This is a genomic window from Streptomyces sp. NPDC091271, from assembly GCF_044757505.1.
Taxonomy (GTDB): domain Bacteria; phylum Actinomycetota; class Actinomycetes; order Streptomycetales; family Streptomycetaceae; genus Streptomyces.
Window position 1 is genome coordinate 435536 of sequence record NZ_JBIVVD010000004.1, and the last position, 16160, is coordinate 451695.

12 protein-coding genes and 1 pseudogene are annotated in these 16160 nt (G+C 71.2%); 4 read left to right on the top strand and 9 right to left on the bottom strand.

Annotation, left to right across the window (positions count from 1 at the left end; all coding sequences use genetic code 11):
* Positions 1-191: 191 nt before the first annotated feature.
* Both ACIQM3_RS18535 and ACIQM3_RS18540 read right to left on the bottom strand, forming a co-directional pair.
* Positions 192-2189 (bottom strand): hypothetical protein, encoded by a 1998-nt coding sequence (locus ACIQM3_RS18535; RefSeq protein ID WP_401625226.1) that lies wholly within the window; start codon positions 2187-2189, stop codon positions 192-194.
* A gap of 98 nt (positions 2190-2287) precedes the next feature.
* Positions 2288-2668 carry a hypothetical protein gene (locus tag ACIQM3_RS18540; RefSeq protein WP_401625229.1) on the bottom strand — a complete coding sequence of 127 codons (381 nt, stop codon included), beginning with the start codon at positions 2666-2668 and terminating at the stop codon, positions 2288-2290.
* Positions 2669-2970: 302 nt separating this feature from the next.
* On the opposite strand from ACIQM3_RS18540, the pseudogene ACIQM3_RS18545 reads away from it, so the two are divergent.
* Positions 2971-3709, top strand: a pseudogene (locus tag ACIQM3_RS18545) (hypothetical protein).
* 46 nt (positions 3710-3755) lie between these two features.
* Here the strand turns inward: ACIQM3_RS18545 and ACIQM3_RS18550 are convergent.
* Positions 3756-4826 carry a LacI family DNA-binding transcriptional regulator gene (locus ACIQM3_RS18550; protein WP_401625232.1) on the bottom strand — a complete coding sequence of 357 codons (1071 nt, stop codon included), beginning with the start codon at positions 4824-4826 and terminating at the stop codon, positions 3756-3758.
* Positions 4827-5035: 209 nt separating this feature from the next.
* Here ACIQM3_RS18550 and ACIQM3_RS18555 point away from each other — a divergent pair, with 209 nt between their 5' ends.
* Positions 5036-6352, top strand: coding sequence for a transglycosylase family protein (locus tag ACIQM3_RS18555; protein ID WP_401625234.1), 1317 nt, complete (start codon positions 5036-5038; stop codon positions 6350-6352).
* On the opposite strand, the gene ACIQM3_RS18560 is transcribed toward ACIQM3_RS18555, so the two are convergent.
* From ACIQM3_RS18560 to ACIQM3_RS18585, 6 genes are all read right to left on the bottom strand, one after another.
* Positions 6322-7458 carry a DMT family transporter gene (locus ACIQM3_RS18560; RefSeq protein ID WP_401625237.1) on the bottom strand — a complete coding sequence of 379 codons (1137 nt, stop codon included), beginning with the start codon at positions 7456-7458 and terminating at the stop codon, positions 6322-6324. The genes ACIQM3_RS18555 and ACIQM3_RS18560 overlap by 31 nt on opposite strands.
* A 243-nt stretch (positions 7459-7701) precedes the next feature.
* Positions 7702-8157 carry an ATP-binding protein gene (locus tag ACIQM3_RS18565; protein WP_401625240.1) on the bottom strand — a complete coding sequence of 152 codons (456 nt, stop codon included), beginning with the start codon at positions 8155-8157 and terminating at the stop codon, positions 7702-7704.
* 98 nt (positions 8158-8255) lie between these two features.
* Positions 8256-8699 (bottom strand): response regulator, encoded by a 444-nt coding sequence (locus ACIQM3_RS18570; protein ID WP_401517553.1) that lies wholly within the window; start codon positions 8697-8699, stop codon positions 8256-8258.
* Positions 8696-10321: an ATP-binding protein gene (locus ACIQM3_RS18575; protein WP_401625242.1), complete on the bottom strand. Its 1626-nt coding sequence runs from the start codon at positions 10319-10321 to the stop codon at positions 8696-8698. Before ACIQM3_RS18575 ends, ACIQM3_RS18570 begins: the two co-directional genes overlap by 4 nt.
* Complete coding sequence (locus ACIQM3_RS18580; protein WP_401626454.1) at positions 10318-11544, bottom strand: PP2C family protein-serine/threonine phosphatase; 1227 nt, start codon at positions 11542-11544, stop codon at positions 10318-10320. Before ACIQM3_RS18580 ends, ACIQM3_RS18575 begins: the two co-directional genes overlap by 4 nt.
* A 158-nt stretch (positions 11545-11702) precedes the next feature.
* On the bottom strand, positions 11703-12599 hold the full coding sequence (locus ACIQM3_RS18585) for an RNA polymerase sigma factor SigF (RefSeq protein ID WP_401625245.1): 897 nt from the start codon (positions 12597-12599) through the stop codon (positions 11703-11705).
* 228 nt (positions 12600-12827) lie between these two features.
* On the opposite strand from ACIQM3_RS18585, the gene ACIQM3_RS18590 reads away from it, so the two are divergent.
* Positions 12828-14303 carry an MFS transporter gene (locus ACIQM3_RS18590; protein ID WP_401625247.1) on the top strand — a complete coding sequence of 492 codons (1476 nt, stop codon included), beginning with the start codon at positions 12828-12830 and terminating at the stop codon, positions 14301-14303.
* Positions 14304-14435: 132 nt separating this feature from the next.
* Positions 14436-15926 carry an SDR family NAD(P)-dependent oxidoreductase gene (locus tag ACIQM3_RS18595; protein ID WP_401625250.1) on the top strand — a complete coding sequence of 497 codons (1491 nt, stop codon included), beginning with the start codon at positions 14436-14438 and terminating at the stop codon, positions 15924-15926.
* Positions 15927-16160: the final 234 nt, after the last annotated feature.

Consider the following 16160-nt stretch of genomic DNA (forward strand, 5'->3'; position numbering starts at 1 on the left):
GGTGGGGGCTACTCGCTCTACTTGTGCGGCGTCTCCCGCCGGGGCCCCCCCGCGGTATCCCCCCCCCCCCCCCCCCCCCCGCGGCGGGGGGGGGGGGGGGGGCCGGGGGGGCCCCCGGCCCCGGGGGCCCCGCCGCGGACTCGTGCGCGTGCACGGTGGGGGGCGGGGCCGCGCTGATCGGCGACGGCCCGTCACCGGACCGAGGACACCGTCCCGCCGTCGCGCAGTTCCGCCTCCACCCGGAACGGGGCGTTCTGCGGTGCCCGGACCGCCAGCGTCGGGCCGGCGGCAACTCCGCGCACGGAACCCGCCACCTCGATCCGCTCCACGGCGCGACTTCCGGCGGCGAGCACGTACCAGGTCCCGGCAGGCGACCTCCAGCGGGTGCCGGCGACGACGTGCTGGCCGAACCGGCTGCACAGAGCCGTGTCCCGGTGGTCGGACACCACCTCGGCCCGTGCGGAGGCGTCCGGGGCGAACTGCACCAGGACCCGGCCGGGACCGCGCCAGGTGTCCGCCCGGGTGCACACCCAGTCGGCCGTGGAACGGGCGCCGGGAAGACTCTGCTGCGCGAACTCCCAGTTGTTCACCGCCCGCACCCCTGAATCACGAAGGTCCCGCAGTGAGCACGCCGTACGGGCCCATCCGGCCAGGGCCTCGGCAGCCGTCGCCTCACGTGGCTGCCTTGCCGGAGCGCCGGATCCGGGGCCGGGGGTGTGGGTGAGGTGCACCGGAGCGAGGTCTCCGAGATCCGTGACGAGGAACGCGTGCTTCTCCACGATCTTCTCCGACGACCGCAGCTGCATCACGGGCCAGGACACGCATGCGCCCCCCTCCTCCGGGCGCGGTACCGCCGCGGTCACTCCGTCCCCGTCCACGTCCAGCGTCCTTGCCGGTGCGTCGGGTGCGAGGAGGTCCCGCGTGGCCGACTCCGCCACCCACGGCGCCAGCAGATACCTCGCGGACGTGCCGGTGCGGCTCACGGCGAGTGCCGCGGCCGTGGTGACGTCCGCGTCGTCGACCCGGGCGAAGTCCAGGGTCGCGGCGCCCGCACCGGAGCGTGGTTCGGCGTACCGGACGGCACGCACTCCGCCGTCGTGGAGGAGCACCACGGCCTCGCCGTCCAGATCGCCGGCGAAGAGCAGCTGAGGGGGCTGGGCCGGAGGCACCGCGGCGGTACCGGGAGTGGTGGTGACGTTGACATCGGCCGGGGGACCGGCCCAGCTTCCCAGGGCACGCTCCAGGAGCTCACGGTCCTGGGTGCGGCTGCCCCGAGGCGGCCAGGCGCTGAAGTCCACGCGTGAGGTGTCCGCCCACCGCCCCGGAGGTGTCCGCACCAGAGCCGCGGGATCGATCGCCCCACCCGGTACCGTCCCGCGCAGGGCGGAGGCCGGGGGCCGGGCATCGTCCTCTCCGGATCCGGCCTGGAGCGCCAGGCCCCCCGCCACCGCGAGGAGCACCAGAGCCGCCGCCCCCGCCCGCACCCGGTGCCGGCGCCGCAGCAGGTCGCCGGGGCGCGTCTGCACCGTGCAGGGATCGAACTCGTCCGACAGCAGCAGGCGCCGGACCCGCTCGTGGTCGCTCCCCGCGACGTGCGCGGCGGCGCGCACGGAGCCGGCCGGATCGGCCACCCCCGCCCCGGCGAGCAGTTCTCCGGTGCTTTCGCCGGACAACGACTCCAGCAGGAGCAGGCCCAATGCCCCCCGGACAGGCGCCGGAACATCCGCCAGCGCACGGTCCAGGGCGAACTCGTCCGTCCCGCCGGCACGCGGGAAGAGCCGGAGTCCCCGTACGACCGGCGCCGAGGGGCGGAGAGCCGCCGGTGCGGGCACCCGGCCCGGCCACCAGCGTGGCCTCCGCCCGTACGCCAGCGCGGAACGCACCACCCGCAGGCGCACTCCGGCATAGGCGGGCGTGTGCGGGCCGTCGCCCGTGCGCCCGGCGGAGCGAGGGGCGGGGACGCCTGCCGTGCCAGGCCCTCGGACGGGGAGCGCCCTGCCGTGCAGGGCGCGTTGTACCGCGGCGTGCGCCGCGAGCACCCTGCGGTGCCGGCCGAGGCCCGGCGGCAGCGTGAGATAGGCCAGGCGCACGAGGCGCGGGTAGTGCTCGACGAGCGCCGCCTCGGCCTCTTTCACACCGAGGTGCGCGCCGGTACCGGGGATGCGAAGCGGCGGGGGATGGAGCGGCATGGGGTGGGGGCCTTCCGAGCCGTGGGCAGAGAACCGTCACCCCGGCAAACGAGCCGATCGTGTGACGGTCACATCGGGCCCGCCGCACGCCCTCACCGTCAGGCAGATCCCTCCGGGCCCTCGTCGCCCGAGCTCAGTTCCTCGGCCCGCAGGGCAAGATCCTGCAGCACGTCGGCAGAAGTCACGTCCTCCTGCCCGGAGTCGTGGATCTGGGCGAGCGCGATGAAGGCCAGCGTGAACGCTCCGACCAGCTGTTCGACGGCGCCGCCGACCTCGCGTCCCACCAGGGCGGCCATCTCCTCGACGGTGGCGTCGGAGGGGATGGCGATGTGCGGCATCGTCTCGTTGAGGAGGGTCGTCACCATGTTCTCGCCCGCCGCGGGGTCGCCACCGCCCGTCTCCTCCTCGGCGTGGCGCTGCATCTCGCCCGCCTCCGTGAGGATGCCGATCACTCGCTTCAGGACTTCGCTCTGCTCCATACGGTGAGCATATGCGCCTGACCTCACACGTCCGATCGCCCCTCCGGTGGTGTGCCGAACGGCAGATGCCCCCGGACACCGGCAGGTGGGGCTGCCGGGCCGGGTGGCGACGGGCCGCGGCCGGACCATGGCGGGGTGACCCGTGCCCGCCCGGCCGGCCCCTCCCGGCGGGCACGGCGGTAGGGTCTGCCGATGCGTTGAGCTTCCGGGCGGCGGCCGAGTGCCGCCGCGGACGGTGCGGGCGCCCCGGCCGACGGGGCGCCCTCCGGCATTCCCGTCGCCACCTCACCGGAGATCACGCAATGACTGCTGAACCGCCTCTCACCTATGACTCCTTCGTCGCACAGGCCACCGCCGACCCAGGTGTGGCCGGCCTCGTCCGGCAAAGGTTCCCGGGCCCCCGAGGGCATGGCCACCGAGCACTCCGACCACGACCTGTACGTCGTCCTCGCCGACGGGGCACGAACGGCTCTCACCCGCCACGCCGGCCACCGCACGGCACAACTCGACCTCGTCCTCGTCTCCGTCGAGGAGTTCCGTGCCGTCGGCATGCCGGGGTTCGAGCGGTATGCCCTGGCCCGTGCCCGGATCGTGCTCGACCGGCTCGACGGAGGCATCGCCAGGATCCAGGCCGCGAAGGCCCGGATCGACGCCGCCGAGGCGCACCTGGCAGCCGGTGAGTGGCTCGACGCCTATGCCAACTCCCTCTACCGCTCGCTCAAGAACGACCGCGACGGGCAGGCGCCGGCGGCACGGCTCGACGCCGCCGACAGCATCCGGTTCCTGCTGGAGACCCTCTTCGCGCTCGATCGCCGGCCTCGCCCGTACAACAAGTACCTGGAGTGGGAGCTCGCCCGGTTCCCGCTTCCCGGTTGGGAGACGGACGTGCTGCTCGACGCCGTGGACCTCGTGTCGCGGACGGGCGACGTGTCCGCACAGCGTCGTCTCTTCGCCCGCGCCGAGGCGATGGCCCGGCGAGCCGGGCACGGGGCCGTCCTGGACGCGTGGGGGGAGGACCTGCACCTGATGCGCCCCCGGTAGGAGTCGGGAACCCGCAGGACGTGTCCCCGCCAGGCGTCGTGGTCTCTCAGGCGGAGTCCCTCAGCACCAGCACCGGTTCGAAGATCACCGACGTCGTGGGCCGGTCCGGTGCCGCCAGTCGGGCCAGCAGCAGACCGGCCATCTCCGCCGCCATGTCCTCCACGGGCTGCCGCACCGTCGTGAGCGGCGGGCGGCAGGCCGAGGCGGCGCTGCTGTCGTCGAAACCGATCACGGCGACATCCTCGGGCACTCGCCTGCCGCGCTCCCGCAACACATGGCACGCACCCATCGCCATCAGGTCGTTCCCCGCGAACACCCCGTCCAGGGCGGGCTGCTCAGCCAGCAGTCGCTCCATCGCGGCCTCGCCGCTCTCCTGGGTGAACTGCCCCTCGGCCACCGGGACATCGGCATGCCCGTGCTGCGCCATCGCGTCCCGGAATCCCGCGAGCCTCTCCTGCCCCGCGGGGACGTTCAGCGGCCCGCTGATGGTGGCGATCCGGCGGCAGCCGCGCGCCAGCAGATGCTCGGCGGCCAGCCGGGCACCGTCCCGGTGGGCCAGGTCGACATAGCTGATCCGTACCGGCCGGGCAGGACGCGCGAACAGCACGGCGGACAGCCCCGCATCAGTGATCAGGCCGGGCAGCGGGTCCTGCGCGTGGGTCGACACGATCAGCGCCCCGTCGGCGCTGCCCTGCCGTAGATACGCCACCACCTCGTCCCGGGCCCGCGAGGTCTCGGCGAACATCAGCACCGGGTGCATCCCGCGCGGCCGCAGATAGTTGACGATTCCCGTCACCACCCTGCCGAAGAACGGGTCGGCGAAGACCTGGGCGGTGAAGGACCCCTCCTCGGCGGGTTCTTCTCCCTCCGGCTCCACCCCCGCACCCGACACCACCAGGACGACGGCGCCCGTGCGCCGGGTCACCAGCGAGCGGGCCGCGCGGTTGGGTGCGTAACCGGTGACCGACACCGCCTGCCGGACGGCCTCCTGGATCGCCGGGTCGACGTTGCGTACCCCGTTGACGACCCGCGAGACCGTCGCGCGTGAGACCCCGGCCGCCCGCGCCACGTCCTCCAGGGTGGGCGCCGCACCGGGTGGTCGCAGAGCATCCGTCATGAGGGCATTTATAGCATCAGGAACGGCGCTGGATAGAGCGCTCTCCCATGGTTGCGGTAGAGGTCGGACAGCGGGAGCGGCCCCGGCCCTCGGGGTGGTGCGCCGGGGCGCGCGGGCGGGGTGCGGCAACTGTTCACTTGTCACCGCCCTTTGTATGCCCATAAGTTGGCCGCTTGCGACGTGTCCTACTGCAGTGGGGGAGCCTGATCATGGCCGCGAACGGACGGCACCGCAGATACCAGCCCAGCCGGATCAACCGTGCCTCGCTCACGGTGACGGCGGGAGGCGCGGGAATCGCGCTCCCGCTCCTCACGGCTGCCTCGGCCGGAGCTGCCTCGACCGATGTGTGGGAGAAGGTCGCCGCCTGCGAGTCGACGGGCAACTGGCACATCAACACGGGTAACGGCTACTACGGGGGTCTCCAGTTCACCCGGTCGACCTGGGCGGCGTACGGCGGCACGGCCTACGCCGCGCGGGCCGATCTGGCGACCAAGGACCAGCAGATAGCGGTCGCCGAGAAGGTGCTCGGCGGGCAGGGGCCGGGAGCCTGGCCGACGTGTTCCGTGCGGGCCGGACTGAAGCAGGGCGGCGACGCACCCGACATCGCCCCGCAGTCGCAGCGCCAGGTCGCCGTCGAGGCCACCGGGCAGGACAAGTCCGGCCCGGCGAAGAAGGCCGCCGAGGCCGCGGCGGCGAAGGCGTCGCCCACCGCCGTGCCCGGTCAGCGCGAGTCGTACACCGTCGCGCGCGGTGATTCCCTCTCCGGCATCGCGTCCGCCGAGCGGGTCCAGGGCGGCTGGCAGCGGCTGTACACGGCCAATCGCACCGTGGTGGGCGCCGATCCCGACCTCATCTACCCGGGTCAGCGGCTGACCCTCGACGTCGCCGGGGCGCCCCCGGCCGCCGCACCCGAGCAGAAAGCGGCCCCGGAGCAGCAGAGGACAGCCCCGAAGCAGCAGACGGCCCCCAAAGCCACGGAGAAAGCGGCGCCCCGGGCCGCCGCCCCCAAAGCCAGGGAGAAGGCGGCGCCCCGGGCCGCCGCTCCCAAGGCCACGGAGAAGGCCCGGCCCAAGCCGGCGGCGAAGCCCGCGGCCCAGCCCGAGAAGAAGGCGTCCAAGCCGCGGTCCGCCCTCACCGCCCCCGTGTCCGCCCGCACCGGAACGCCGTACCACCAAGCCGGTTCATGGTCCAGCGGCTACCACACGGGCGTCGACTTCCCGGTGTCCACCGGCACCTCCGTGAAGGCCGTGGCCTCCGGGAAGGTCGTCTCGGCCGGCTGGGCAGGCGCGTACGGCTACGAGATAGTCATCCGGCACAGCGACGGCAAATACAGCCAGTACGCGCACCTCTCCTCGCTCCACGTGCGCGAGGGCCAGCAGGTCGGCAGCGGCCAGCGGATCGCCCGATCGGGATCCACCGGCAACAGCACCGGCCCGCACCTGCACTTCGAGATCCGCACCGGCCCCGGCTACGGATCCGACATCGACCCCCTGGCCTACCTCAGGGCCGGCGGCGTCAGCGTCTGAACGGCCCCCGTCCGGCCCTCTAAGTCATCTCGGCGAGCAGAGCCGGCGGCGGGCCGGCTGCCGCCGAACTCCACGCGCCCGCCCCCATGGTCCAACGGCAGTGTCAGCGGTAGGGAGAGCGCCGTGGGGGCCGGAAAAGGGTCCGGCAGTACCGCTGCCCCCTGCGCAGTCGCGGGCTTAGCCGGCTCCGGCAGCACCACGGTACGAGGCACGTCCGGGGTGCCGCCGCCGTCCTCCGGCGTGGGCTCCCGGGACTCCTCCCGCTCCGCCGCACGCCGCTCGGCCCCCACTCGCTCCGTGGTCAGCAGCACCAGACCGGCCGCCGCCAGCGCACCGCAGCCGAGGGCGAGCAGGGTGCCCGTCATGCCGTAACGGAACTGCTCCCCGAACATCGTGATGCCCACGGCGGCCGCCACGACCGGGTTGACCACGGTGACCGTCGCCAGTGGCGCCGTCAGCCCGGCACCCCGGTACGCGGCCTGGGAGAGCAGCAGCCCCGCGGCTGCGAGCCCCGCGATCACCAGCAGCGTCGGCACCCCGGACGTCACCGAGCCGGAGGTCCACTCCACGGCCACGGTCTTGGTGAACACCGACGCCATACCGAAGGCGACGCCGGCCCCGACGGCCAGCACCACACTGCGCAGCATCGGCCGGTGCAGCCCCTTGGCGAGGACCAGGAGGACCACCACGGCACCGGACGTCCCGGCCGCGAGCATCAGCTGCTCAGGCCCGGCCAGCGTGTGGGACCCGGCGCTCCCCGTGAGGGCCAGGAGCCCGGCGAGACCGACCGTGGCCATCAGGGCGCCGCGCCAGGCCGTCCGTCCCGCCCGGCGGCGGACGAAGACCGCCGCCATCGGCAGCGCGAAGACGATCGTCAGGGCGCCGAGGGGCTGTACGAGGCTGAGCGGCCCGTACGCCAGCGCCACGACGTGCAGCACCGCTCCCACACCGTTGAGCGCCACAGCCACCCACCAGGTGCCGTTGCGCAGGGGTGCGTACGGGCGGCTGTCACCGGCCGCGGCCACGCGCTCCTGGACGATCGCCCCGGCCGCGTAGGCGACCGCGGAGACCAGTGACAGCAGCACGGAAAGCGCGAGGGAACTCATGTACACCACGATGTCCCGTCGGAGCCGCCGCGTCGTCGTCCCTGAGGCGGCGATTCGGCGTACTGCTCCGGTAGTACGTCCATCCCTCCAGGGTCCTCCTCCCGACGGTAGTCCGCCTTGCCCGAGGGCTCAGAAGTTCACCGGGGAGGTGACGCCACGCTGTCGTACCACCGCGTCGCGTGTCCGGAACGCGCCGGATCTTCCGTCGTTCCCGAAAGGGGGCCGTGCCGCCGTCGAAGCCGCTCAGATGCTGAGCATGAACTCGGCACGGATGCGTTTGCCGACGGGCACCCGCTCCGCGGTGACCCTGTCGCAGAGCGCGACCACGATCTCCATGCCGTGACCGCCGAGACGGGCCGGGTCGGGGGAGTAGAGCACCGGGAGCGCCGTGCTGCTGTCGTACACCGTGACGCTGATGCGCCGCGCGTCGCCCTCCAGCTCCAGCAGATACGGGCCGTGGCTGTAGCGGTCCGCGTTGGTGACGAGCTCGCTGACCGCCAGCATCAGATCACTTCGGGTGTGCTCACCGAGGACCGCCAGCCACTCCGCCACGAGCCGTGCCAGAAAACGGTCGGCGAGCGCCCGGGCCTGTGCGATGCACCCGGGCTCGCCGTCGAACACCTCGGCGGTGAGCAGAACCTCCGTGGACGGTGACCCCTGGAAGGGGTCGTCCGGCCGTGAGGTGGCCTGTTCGTTCATGTGCTCCAGCCAGGGCGCCGCAGGGGAGGTCGTGGACCTCTTCTCGCCGTTCGTCTACCCGCGCCGAGAGATCCCACTCCGGGGGATCTCTGCAGATCTTACGCGTGCCGGGGCAGCCGGACCACGCTCACGAAGAAGTCGTCGATCTGGCGCACCGCCCCGATGAACTGCTCCAGGTCGACCGGCTTGGTGACATAGGCGTTCGCGTGCAGCTTGTAGCTGCGGAGGATGTCCTCCTCGGCCGAGGAGGTGGTGAGGACCACGACCGGGATCAGCGCCAGTTCCGGGTCGGTCTTGATCCGCTCGAGCACCTGCCGGCCGTCGTACTTCGGCAGGTTCAGGTCGAGAAGGACCAGGTCCGGGCGTGGCGCGTCCCCGTACTCACCCTGGCGGTACAGGAAGTCCAGCGCCTCCTGTCCGTCGCGGACCACATGGAGGGTGTTGCGGATCTTGTTGTCCTCGAACGCCTCACGGGTCATCAGTTCGTCGCCGGGATCGTCCTCGACGAGCAGGACTTCGATGGGCTTGACGGCGTCGTTCACAGCGGGTCTCCCGACCGGGGGGTGAGCGCGGCAGGGGCGAGGAGCTCCGCCGTGGTGTGCGTGGGTGCCTCAGGCAGGACGGGGAGGGTGAAGTGGATCAGCGTCCCCTCGGCCGGCTCCGGGTCCAGCCAGATCCGGCCACCGTGGAATTCGATGATCTTGCGGCAGAGGGCGAGCCCGATCCCGGTCCCCTCGTACTCGTCGCGGGCGTGCAGGCGCTGGAAGATGACGAAGACCTTGTCCGCGAATTCCGGCGGGATCCCGATGCCGTTGTCGGCGACCGTCAGATGCCAGTCGTCGCCCTCCCGGACACACGTGAGGGTGATCCGGCACGGCACGTCATGCCGACGGAACTTGACAGCGTTCCCGACGAGGTTCTGCCACACCATGGTGAGCGACGTCGGGTCCCCCAGCAGCTCCGGCATCGGATCCTCGCGTTCGATGACGGCTCCGGACTCCTCGATGACCAGGGTGAGATTGGACAGGGCCCGGTCCAGGGCGGCGTCGAGGTCCACGGGCTTCCAGCTCTGCTGAACCCGGCCCACCCGGGAGAAGGTCAGCAGGTCGTTGATGAGGACCTGCATCCGCTTGGCACCGTCGACCGCGAAGTCGATGTACTGCCGGCCGCGTTCGTCCAGCTCCGAGCTGTACCGCTTCTCCAGCAGCTGGCAGAAGGAGGCCACCTTCCGCAGCGGCTCCTGGAGGTCGTGCGAGGCCACGTAGGCGAACTGTTCCAGTTCGGAATTGGACCGGCGCAGCTCCGTGGTCTGCTCGTCCAGCAGCGTCTCCCGCTCCTTGGACTCGGCCAGATCGGCGGCCAGGCGCCGGCGCATCTCCTCGGCCGCCGCGGCCACCGCCCTGACATCCGACGGGCCGCGGACCTCGATCCTGCCGGTGAAGGCGCCCGACCGCACCCGGTTCGACACGGCCGTCAGCTCCGCCAGAGGCCGGCCGACGACGCGGTGCAGCAGCAGGCTCAGCGCCACGACGGCCAGCACGAAGCCGATCACCAGGGTGATGAGCACCCGGTCGCGGGTCGTGCGCGCGTCACCCAACTCGGCGCGGGCCGCGTCACGCGCGTCGTCCAGGTGACTCTGCTGGGTGGTGTAAAGAGCGCGCAGGGCGTCGAAGTCCGCCTTGCTCCGCAGGATCGGTGCCGAGGACTCACCGGCGGGCCCGTTCGCCCGCACAGCCGCGATCAGCGGCTCCGCCCGAAGGGTCCGCCACTGCTGGGAGGCCCGCTCGATCCGGTCCAGGTCCTCGGCGTACGGCTCTCCGGCCCCCATGAGCGAGCGCACCCGGGCCAGCCGCTCCCGTTCGGCCCGCACGCCCTTCTCGTAGGGATCCAGGAAGGAGTCGTCCCCGGTGAGCGCGTAGCCGCGTACCCCGGTCTCCTGGTCGAGGAGCGAGCTCTGCAGCTGGAACGAAGCGGAGCGGGCGGGCTGGATACGGTCCACCAGATCGGTGGTCCGGTCGGAGATGCGGGAGAGGACGAGCCCGCCCACGACGAGGCACCCGCAGACCACCAGCACGAAGCCGGCCAGGATCAGGTGGACCCAGTTCTGCACCGACAGCCGGGATATCGGGCCGGTCCGTCCCGCCTTCGGTTCCTTCGCGCTCATGAGCCCGCCTTCCAGCCCAGATGGAGGACGGCGACGTCATCGGCCAGTCCACCGTACGGAGAGGCGCTCTCGGTGGCTTCGGCGACCAGCGCGTCGACGAACGCACGGGGTTCGAGCGAGCCGTACGCGCCGGCCATGGCCAGCAGGCCTTCCTCGCCCAGCCGTGTCTTGGGCCCCGTGCGCCCTTCGAACAGGCCGTCGGTGAAGAGGACGAGTTCGCTGTCGGGGAAGAGCTCCAGCTCCGTGATCGTCCAGCGGCCGGCACCGGGCAGCAGCCCGAGGGCCATGCCCGCGTCGGGCTCCACCCAGGCGACATCCCTGCCACGCCGCATCAGCAGCCCGGGATGCCCGGCCCGCGCGACGAGTACCTTGTCCCGGCTCGGCGGGAAGACGAGCGTGGTCACGGTGGCGAACACATGGGGATCCGACCGCTCGGCGACGAGTATGCCTTCCAGCAGACCGATCTTCTCGAGCTGTGTGACACCGGTCAGTACGGCCGTGCGCCAGGCGACCCGCAGACAGACACCCAGGGCGGCCTCCGCGGCACCGTGCCCCGACACATCGCCGATCACCGCGTGCACCGCGCCGTCGGCGGTCTGGACCACGTCGTAGAAGTCGCCGCTCAGCAGCCCGTGCGCACGCCCGGCCTCGTAGCGCGCGGCCACCCGGAAGCTGTCGTCCGACAGCAGGGGAATGGGCAGCAAGGCCCGCTCCAGCCGGGCGTTCTCCTGCGCGATCAGCCGACTGGTCCGCATCGAGGACGCCGACCGCTCGGCGTGCTTGCGCTGGAGGGCGTAGCGGATCGCACGGCCCAGCATCTCGGGTTCGATCCGGCCCTTTACGAGGTAGTCCTGCGCGCCCTGCGCGACCGCGGACAGTCCGGTCTCCGACTCCGCCAGACCCGTCAGCACGATGACGGCCGCGTCAGGGGCGGACTCGACGAGCTGACGGACGGCGTCGAGGCCGTTCACATCGGGCAGGTGCAGATCCAGCAGGACACAGACGGATGTTCCGCAGTCCAGCAGGAACCGCCGCGCCTCGGCCAGCGTCTTGCACCACGTGAGCGGGGCCTCCAGCTCGCTGTCGGTGAGCATCTCCTCGACCAGCAGTGCGTCTCCGGCGTCGTCCTCGACCAGGAGCAGGACCGCGTCGACGTCCCAGACGGACGTGTCGGTGGCGGTCAGACCCCTCTGCTGCTCCGGGATTCCGCTGAGCTGCTGCATACGCGCAGAGGTGCCCAACGGTGACTCGGTCACACTCCACCCCTTCCGACGGACGGCACAGAAACCCACGGCGCCGTATCGGCGTGAAGCATATGTGACGGAGGCCCGGCACTAGGCCGGGCCTCCGTCGTTCAGTTGCGTGCGCCGTGCGCCGTGCGTCAGGCCTCCACGCTCATGCCCGCGCGAAGACGCTGGACGATCCTGCTGAGCAGGCGCGACACATGCATCTGGGAAACGCCGAGCTCCGCGCCGATCTGCGCCTGCGTCATCTCCTGACCGAAGCGCATACGGACGATCTTGCGCTCCCGGTCGTCCAGCTGCCGCAGCAGCGGAGCCAGGGTGTGCAGATTCTCGACGCTCTCCATCCCCGGGTCGTCGTCGCCCAGGAGATCGGCGTAGGCGCGCTGGTCGCTGCCCGACTCGCTGTCCGCGTTGGGAGTGTCCAGCGAGCCCGCCGAGTAACCGTTGGCCGCGACCAGACCCTCGATGATCTCCTCCTCGGGGAGATCGAGGTGAGCGGCGAGCTCCGCGACCGTCGGGTCGCGGTCGAGCTTCGCCGACAGCTGCTCCTTGGCCTTGGCCAGCTCGACCCGCAGTTCCTGCAGACGGCGCGGCACATGCACGGACCAGGTCGTATCGCGGAAGAACCGCTTGATCTCACCGACGATGTACGGCACCGCGAAGGTCGCGAACTCGACCTCGCGCGAGAGGTCGAACCGGTCGATCGCCTTGATCAGGCCGATCGTCCCCACCTGGATGATGTCCTCGGTGTCGTCACCGCCCCGGTTGCGGAACCGCGAGGCGGCGAAGCGCACCAGCGAGAGATTCATCTCGATCAGGGTGTTGCGGGCGTACTGGTATTCGTGGGTTCCCTCCTCGAGAACCTGGAGCCGGTCGAAGAAGAGCTTCGACATGGCCCTGGCGTCCTGCGGCGCCACCTTGCCCGCGTCCTCGATCCACGGAAGCGCAGCCGCGTCGGAAACCGAACCCACCTCGTCACATCGCGTGGCCGCGCTGCCGACCGCTTCGGTGGTTCGCACTGACATGGCCGTCATGGTGTCGCCCTCCCTGGTGTCCGGTGCAGTGACGGGCGCATGCCCCGCTTTCTGGAAGTAATGCCACCGAGTGTCGAAGATTTTCCCGGAAAGATGTGAACGGGCCGGATGGAGCCGCCAGATGTAACGATCCGTGTTCGCACGGGTGCTTTCTGTTCTTCTTCTCGGCCGATGTGTGAGTCACGCCTCGTTCCGGGCACCTGTGGTTCCGGAAGCTGAGGAGGTCTCATGAGCGACACCGGCACGGCAGGCGGACCCACTGTCACGACACGGATCCCGGCGCGGCTGGACCGGCTGCCCTGGTCACGTTGGCACTGGATGATCGTGATCGGCCTGGGAACGGTCTGGATCCTGGACGGACTCGAGGTCACGGTCGTCGGCAACATCGCCAGCCGGCTGTCCGAGGACGGCAGCGGACTGGCCATCACCGACGCCCAGGTGACCGGCATCGCAGCCGCGCTGTACGTGGCGGGTGCCTGCTGCGGCGCGCTGGTCTTCGGATGGCTCACCGACCGCTTCGGGCGCAAGAAACTCTTCCTGATCACCCTCGCCGTCTATCTGGCGGCCACCGCGCTCACGGCGATCTCCTTCTCGGCCTGGTGGTTCTTCCTCTTCCGCTTTCTGACGGGCTTCGGGATCGGCGGCGAGTACGCGGCGATCAACTCGGCCATCGACGAGCTGATCCCCAGCAAGTACCGGGGCCGCGTCGACCTCATCATCAACGGCAGCTTCTGGCTCGGGGCCGTGGCCGGCTCCCTGCTCTCCGTACTCGCACTGAACACCGACATCTTCCCGAAGGACATCGGCTGGCGGCTCACCTTCGCGCTGGGCGTGGTCCTCGGGCTGGTCATCCTGCTGGTGCGCCGTCATGTGCCGGAGAGCCCGCGCTGGATGTTCATCCACGGGCGCGACGAAGAGGCGGAGCGGCTCGTCGACGGTGTGGAGCGGGAGGTGGAGGCGGAGACGGGGAGCTCGCTGCCCCCGGCCGAGCCGCCCATCACCGTGCGGCAGCGCAAGAGCATCGGGTTCGGCCTGATCGCCCGGACCGTCTTCCGCTCGTATCCCCAGCGGGCTGTCCTCGGGCTCGCGCTCTTCATCGGCCAGGCATTCCTCTACAACGCCATCACCTTCGGCTTCGGCTCGATCCTGGTGAAGTTCTTCGACGTCTCCAGCGGCGTCACCGGGTACTACTTCGCGGTCATCGCCTTCTGCAACTTCCTGGGACCGCTCCTCCTGGGCCGCCTCTTCGACACGGTGGGGCGCAAACCGATGATCTCGGGGACGTACATCCTCTCCGGGCTGCTCCTGTTCGCGACAGCGTGGCTCTTCGGCGCCGGCCTGCTGACGGCCGTCACGATGACCGGCTGCTGGTGCCTGGTCCTCTTCGTCGCCTCAGCCGGCGCCAGCTCCGCCTACCTGACGGTGAGCGAGATCTTCCCGATGGAGACCCGGGCGATGGCGATCGCGTTCTTCTACGCCGTGGGCACCGCCGCAGGAGGCATCACGGGACCGCTGGTCTTCGCGGACCTCACCGCGAGCGGGGTGGTCGGCGAGACCGTCCTGGCGTTCTGCATCGGAGCCGCCCTCATGGTGGCCGCGGGGGTGGTCGCGTACTTCTTCGCGGTGGCGGCCGAGCAGAAGTCCCTCGAGTCCATCGCCACCCCGCTCTCCGCCGAAGCCGGACAGGGCGCCGGACCGAGCTGAGCAACGCCCGACTCATGGCAGACTTGACCGGGGCATTCCGCCCGTGCGCGCCTGCCCTCGCCGGCTCCCGGCCGGACCACTCCCCACCGAAGCCCGACAACGGCATGAGTGACGAGTGACAGAGGAACGGCAATGACGGTGACAGAGGACAGCCAGGAGTTCGCTCCCGGTATCGACGAGTTCGGTCCCGGTATCGACCCGGAGCGGCTGGCCGTCTGCCTGAGCGTGCTCGACGAGCTGGACACCATCGAGGTCGACCACCCCGACGCCATCGCCGTGCGGCGGGCCACCGCGGGCATCTACCGCACCGTGAAGCAGCGCCGCCGCCAGGAGCGCCGCGCCGCCAAGACCGCGCACGACAAGGCCGTCACCGAAGCCACGGCGACCGGCTCGGCCGAGCGCATCGACGACGAGACGCAGGGCGTCCTCCCGTCCTCCTCGGCCACCGCCGAGATCGCGGGCATACTCCAGCGCCCCAGGTCCTGCTACATCTGCAAGACCCGGTACGTCGAGGTGGACGCCTTCTACCACCAGCTCTGCCAGCAGTGCGCGAAGGAGAACCGCAGCCGGCGCGAGGCCCGCACCGACCTCACGGGCCGCCGGGCCCTGCTCACCGGTGGCCGTGCCAAGATCGGCATGTACATCGCGCTGCGGCTCCTGCGGGACGGTGCGCACACCACCATCACGACACGCTTCCCCAACGACGCAATCCGCCGCTTCAAGGCGATGCCGGACAGCGACGAGTGGATCCACCGTCTGAAGATCGTCGGCATCGACCTGCGCGACCCGGCCCAGGTCGTCGCGCTCGCCGACTCGGTCGCCGCCGAGGGGCCGCTGGACATCCTGATCAACAACGCCGCGCAGACGGTCCGCCGCTCCCCGCAGGCCTACAGCGAGCTGTTGAGCGCGGAGTCCGCACCGCTGCCCGCGGGCGAACTGCCGGCCGCCGAGGTCATCGGGACGTTCGGCAGCGGCACCGTCGACCGCGTGGCCGCGCTGCCGGCCGCCCGCAGGGAGGGCCAGGGGCTCAGCGCCCAGGACGTCACCGACCTGGCGCTGGTCACCGGATCCGCCTCGCCGGCCCGCATCGCCGCGGGCACCGCGATCGACGCGGGCGGCCTGGTCCCGGACCTGCACGACACGAACAGCTGGATCCAGACCGTCGAGGAGGTCGAGCCGATCGAGCTCCTCGAGGTCCAGCTCTGCAACTCCACGGCGCCCTTCATTCTGATCAGCAGGCTCCGGCCCGCGATGGCCAGGACCGAGACGAAGCGCGCCTACGTGGTCAACGTCTCCGCGATGGAGGGAGTGTTCGGCCGCGGGTACAAGGGCGCGGGACACCCGCACACCAACATGGCCAAGGCCGCGCTGAACATGCTGACCCGCACCAGCGCCCAGGAGATGTTCGAGAAGGACCACATCCTCATGACGGCCGTCGATACCGGCTGGATCACGGACGAGCGGCCGCACCCCGACAAGATCCGCCTCGCGGAGGAGGGTTTTCATGCCCCTCTGGACCTCGTCGACGGCGCCGCGCGGGTCTACGACCCGATCGTGCGAGGCGAGGAGGGCGAGGAGCTGTACGGCTGCTTCCTGAAGGATTACGCCCCCGCGGGCTGGTGACCTCCTTCGGCCGGCTCCGTACCTCCGGTCTCTCCAGCACCTCCCGCCACCTGCGATGACAGGTGGCACGGCGGCGGCCCCGCGAACAGCGGGACCGCCGCCGTTCTGTTGGCTGAAAGTGACCCAGGCCACACGTTCTGTCGAGCGCGACGGCGCTCATTTGGTTAGTCTGGGGTGAACGGACGCCACCAAGGGATCCACGAAGCTTCCTCGGCCGTCCTGGGACAGGTCTGT

What these genes read in the sequence shown, in the direction of transcription:
- ACIQM3_RS18535 (WP_401625226.1), bottom strand. Translation starts at nt 2,189, where the DNA reads ATGCCGCTCCATCCCCCGCCGCTTCGCATCCCCGGTACCGGCGCGCAC.
- ACIQM3_RS18540 (WP_401625229.1), bottom strand. Translation starts at nt 2,668, where the DNA reads ATGGAGCAGAGCGAAGTCCTGAAGCGAGTGATCGGCATCCTCACGGAG.
- ACIQM3_RS18550 (WP_401625232.1), bottom strand. Translation starts at nt 4,826, where the DNA reads ATGACGGATGCTCTGCGACCACCCGGTGCGGCGCCCACCCTGGAGGAC.
- ACIQM3_RS18555 (WP_401625234.1), top strand. Translation starts at nt 5,036, where the DNA reads ATGGCCGCGAACGGACGGCACCGCAGATACCAGCCCAGCCGGATCAAC.
- ACIQM3_RS18560 (WP_401625237.1), bottom strand. Translation starts at nt 7,458, where the DNA reads ATGAGTTCCCTCGCGCTTTCCGTGCTGCTGTCACTGGTCTCCGCGGTC.
- ACIQM3_RS18565 (WP_401625240.1), bottom strand. Translation starts at nt 8,157, where the DNA reads ATGAACGAACAGGCCACCTCACGGCCGGACGACCCCTTCCAGGGGTCA.
- ACIQM3_RS18575 (WP_401625242.1), bottom strand. Translation starts at nt 10,321, where the DNA reads ATGAGCGCGAAGGAACCGAAGGCGGGACGGACCGGCCCGATATCCCGG.
- ACIQM3_RS18580 (WP_401626454.1), bottom strand. Translation starts at nt 11,544, where the DNA reads ATGCAGCAGCTCAGCGGAATCCCGGAGCAGCAGAGGGGTCTGACCGCC.
- ACIQM3_RS18585 (WP_401625245.1), bottom strand. Translation starts at nt 12,599, where the DNA reads ATGACGGCCATGTCAGTGCGAACCACCGAAGCGGTCGGCAGCGCGGCC.
- ACIQM3_RS18590 (WP_401625247.1), top strand. Translation starts at nt 12,828, where the DNA reads ATGAGCGACACCGGCACGGCAGGCGGACCCACTGTCACGACACGGATC.
- ACIQM3_RS18595 (WP_401625250.1), top strand. Translation starts at nt 14,436, where the DNA reads ATGACGGTGACAGAGGACAGCCAGGAGTTCGCTCCCGGTATCGACGAG.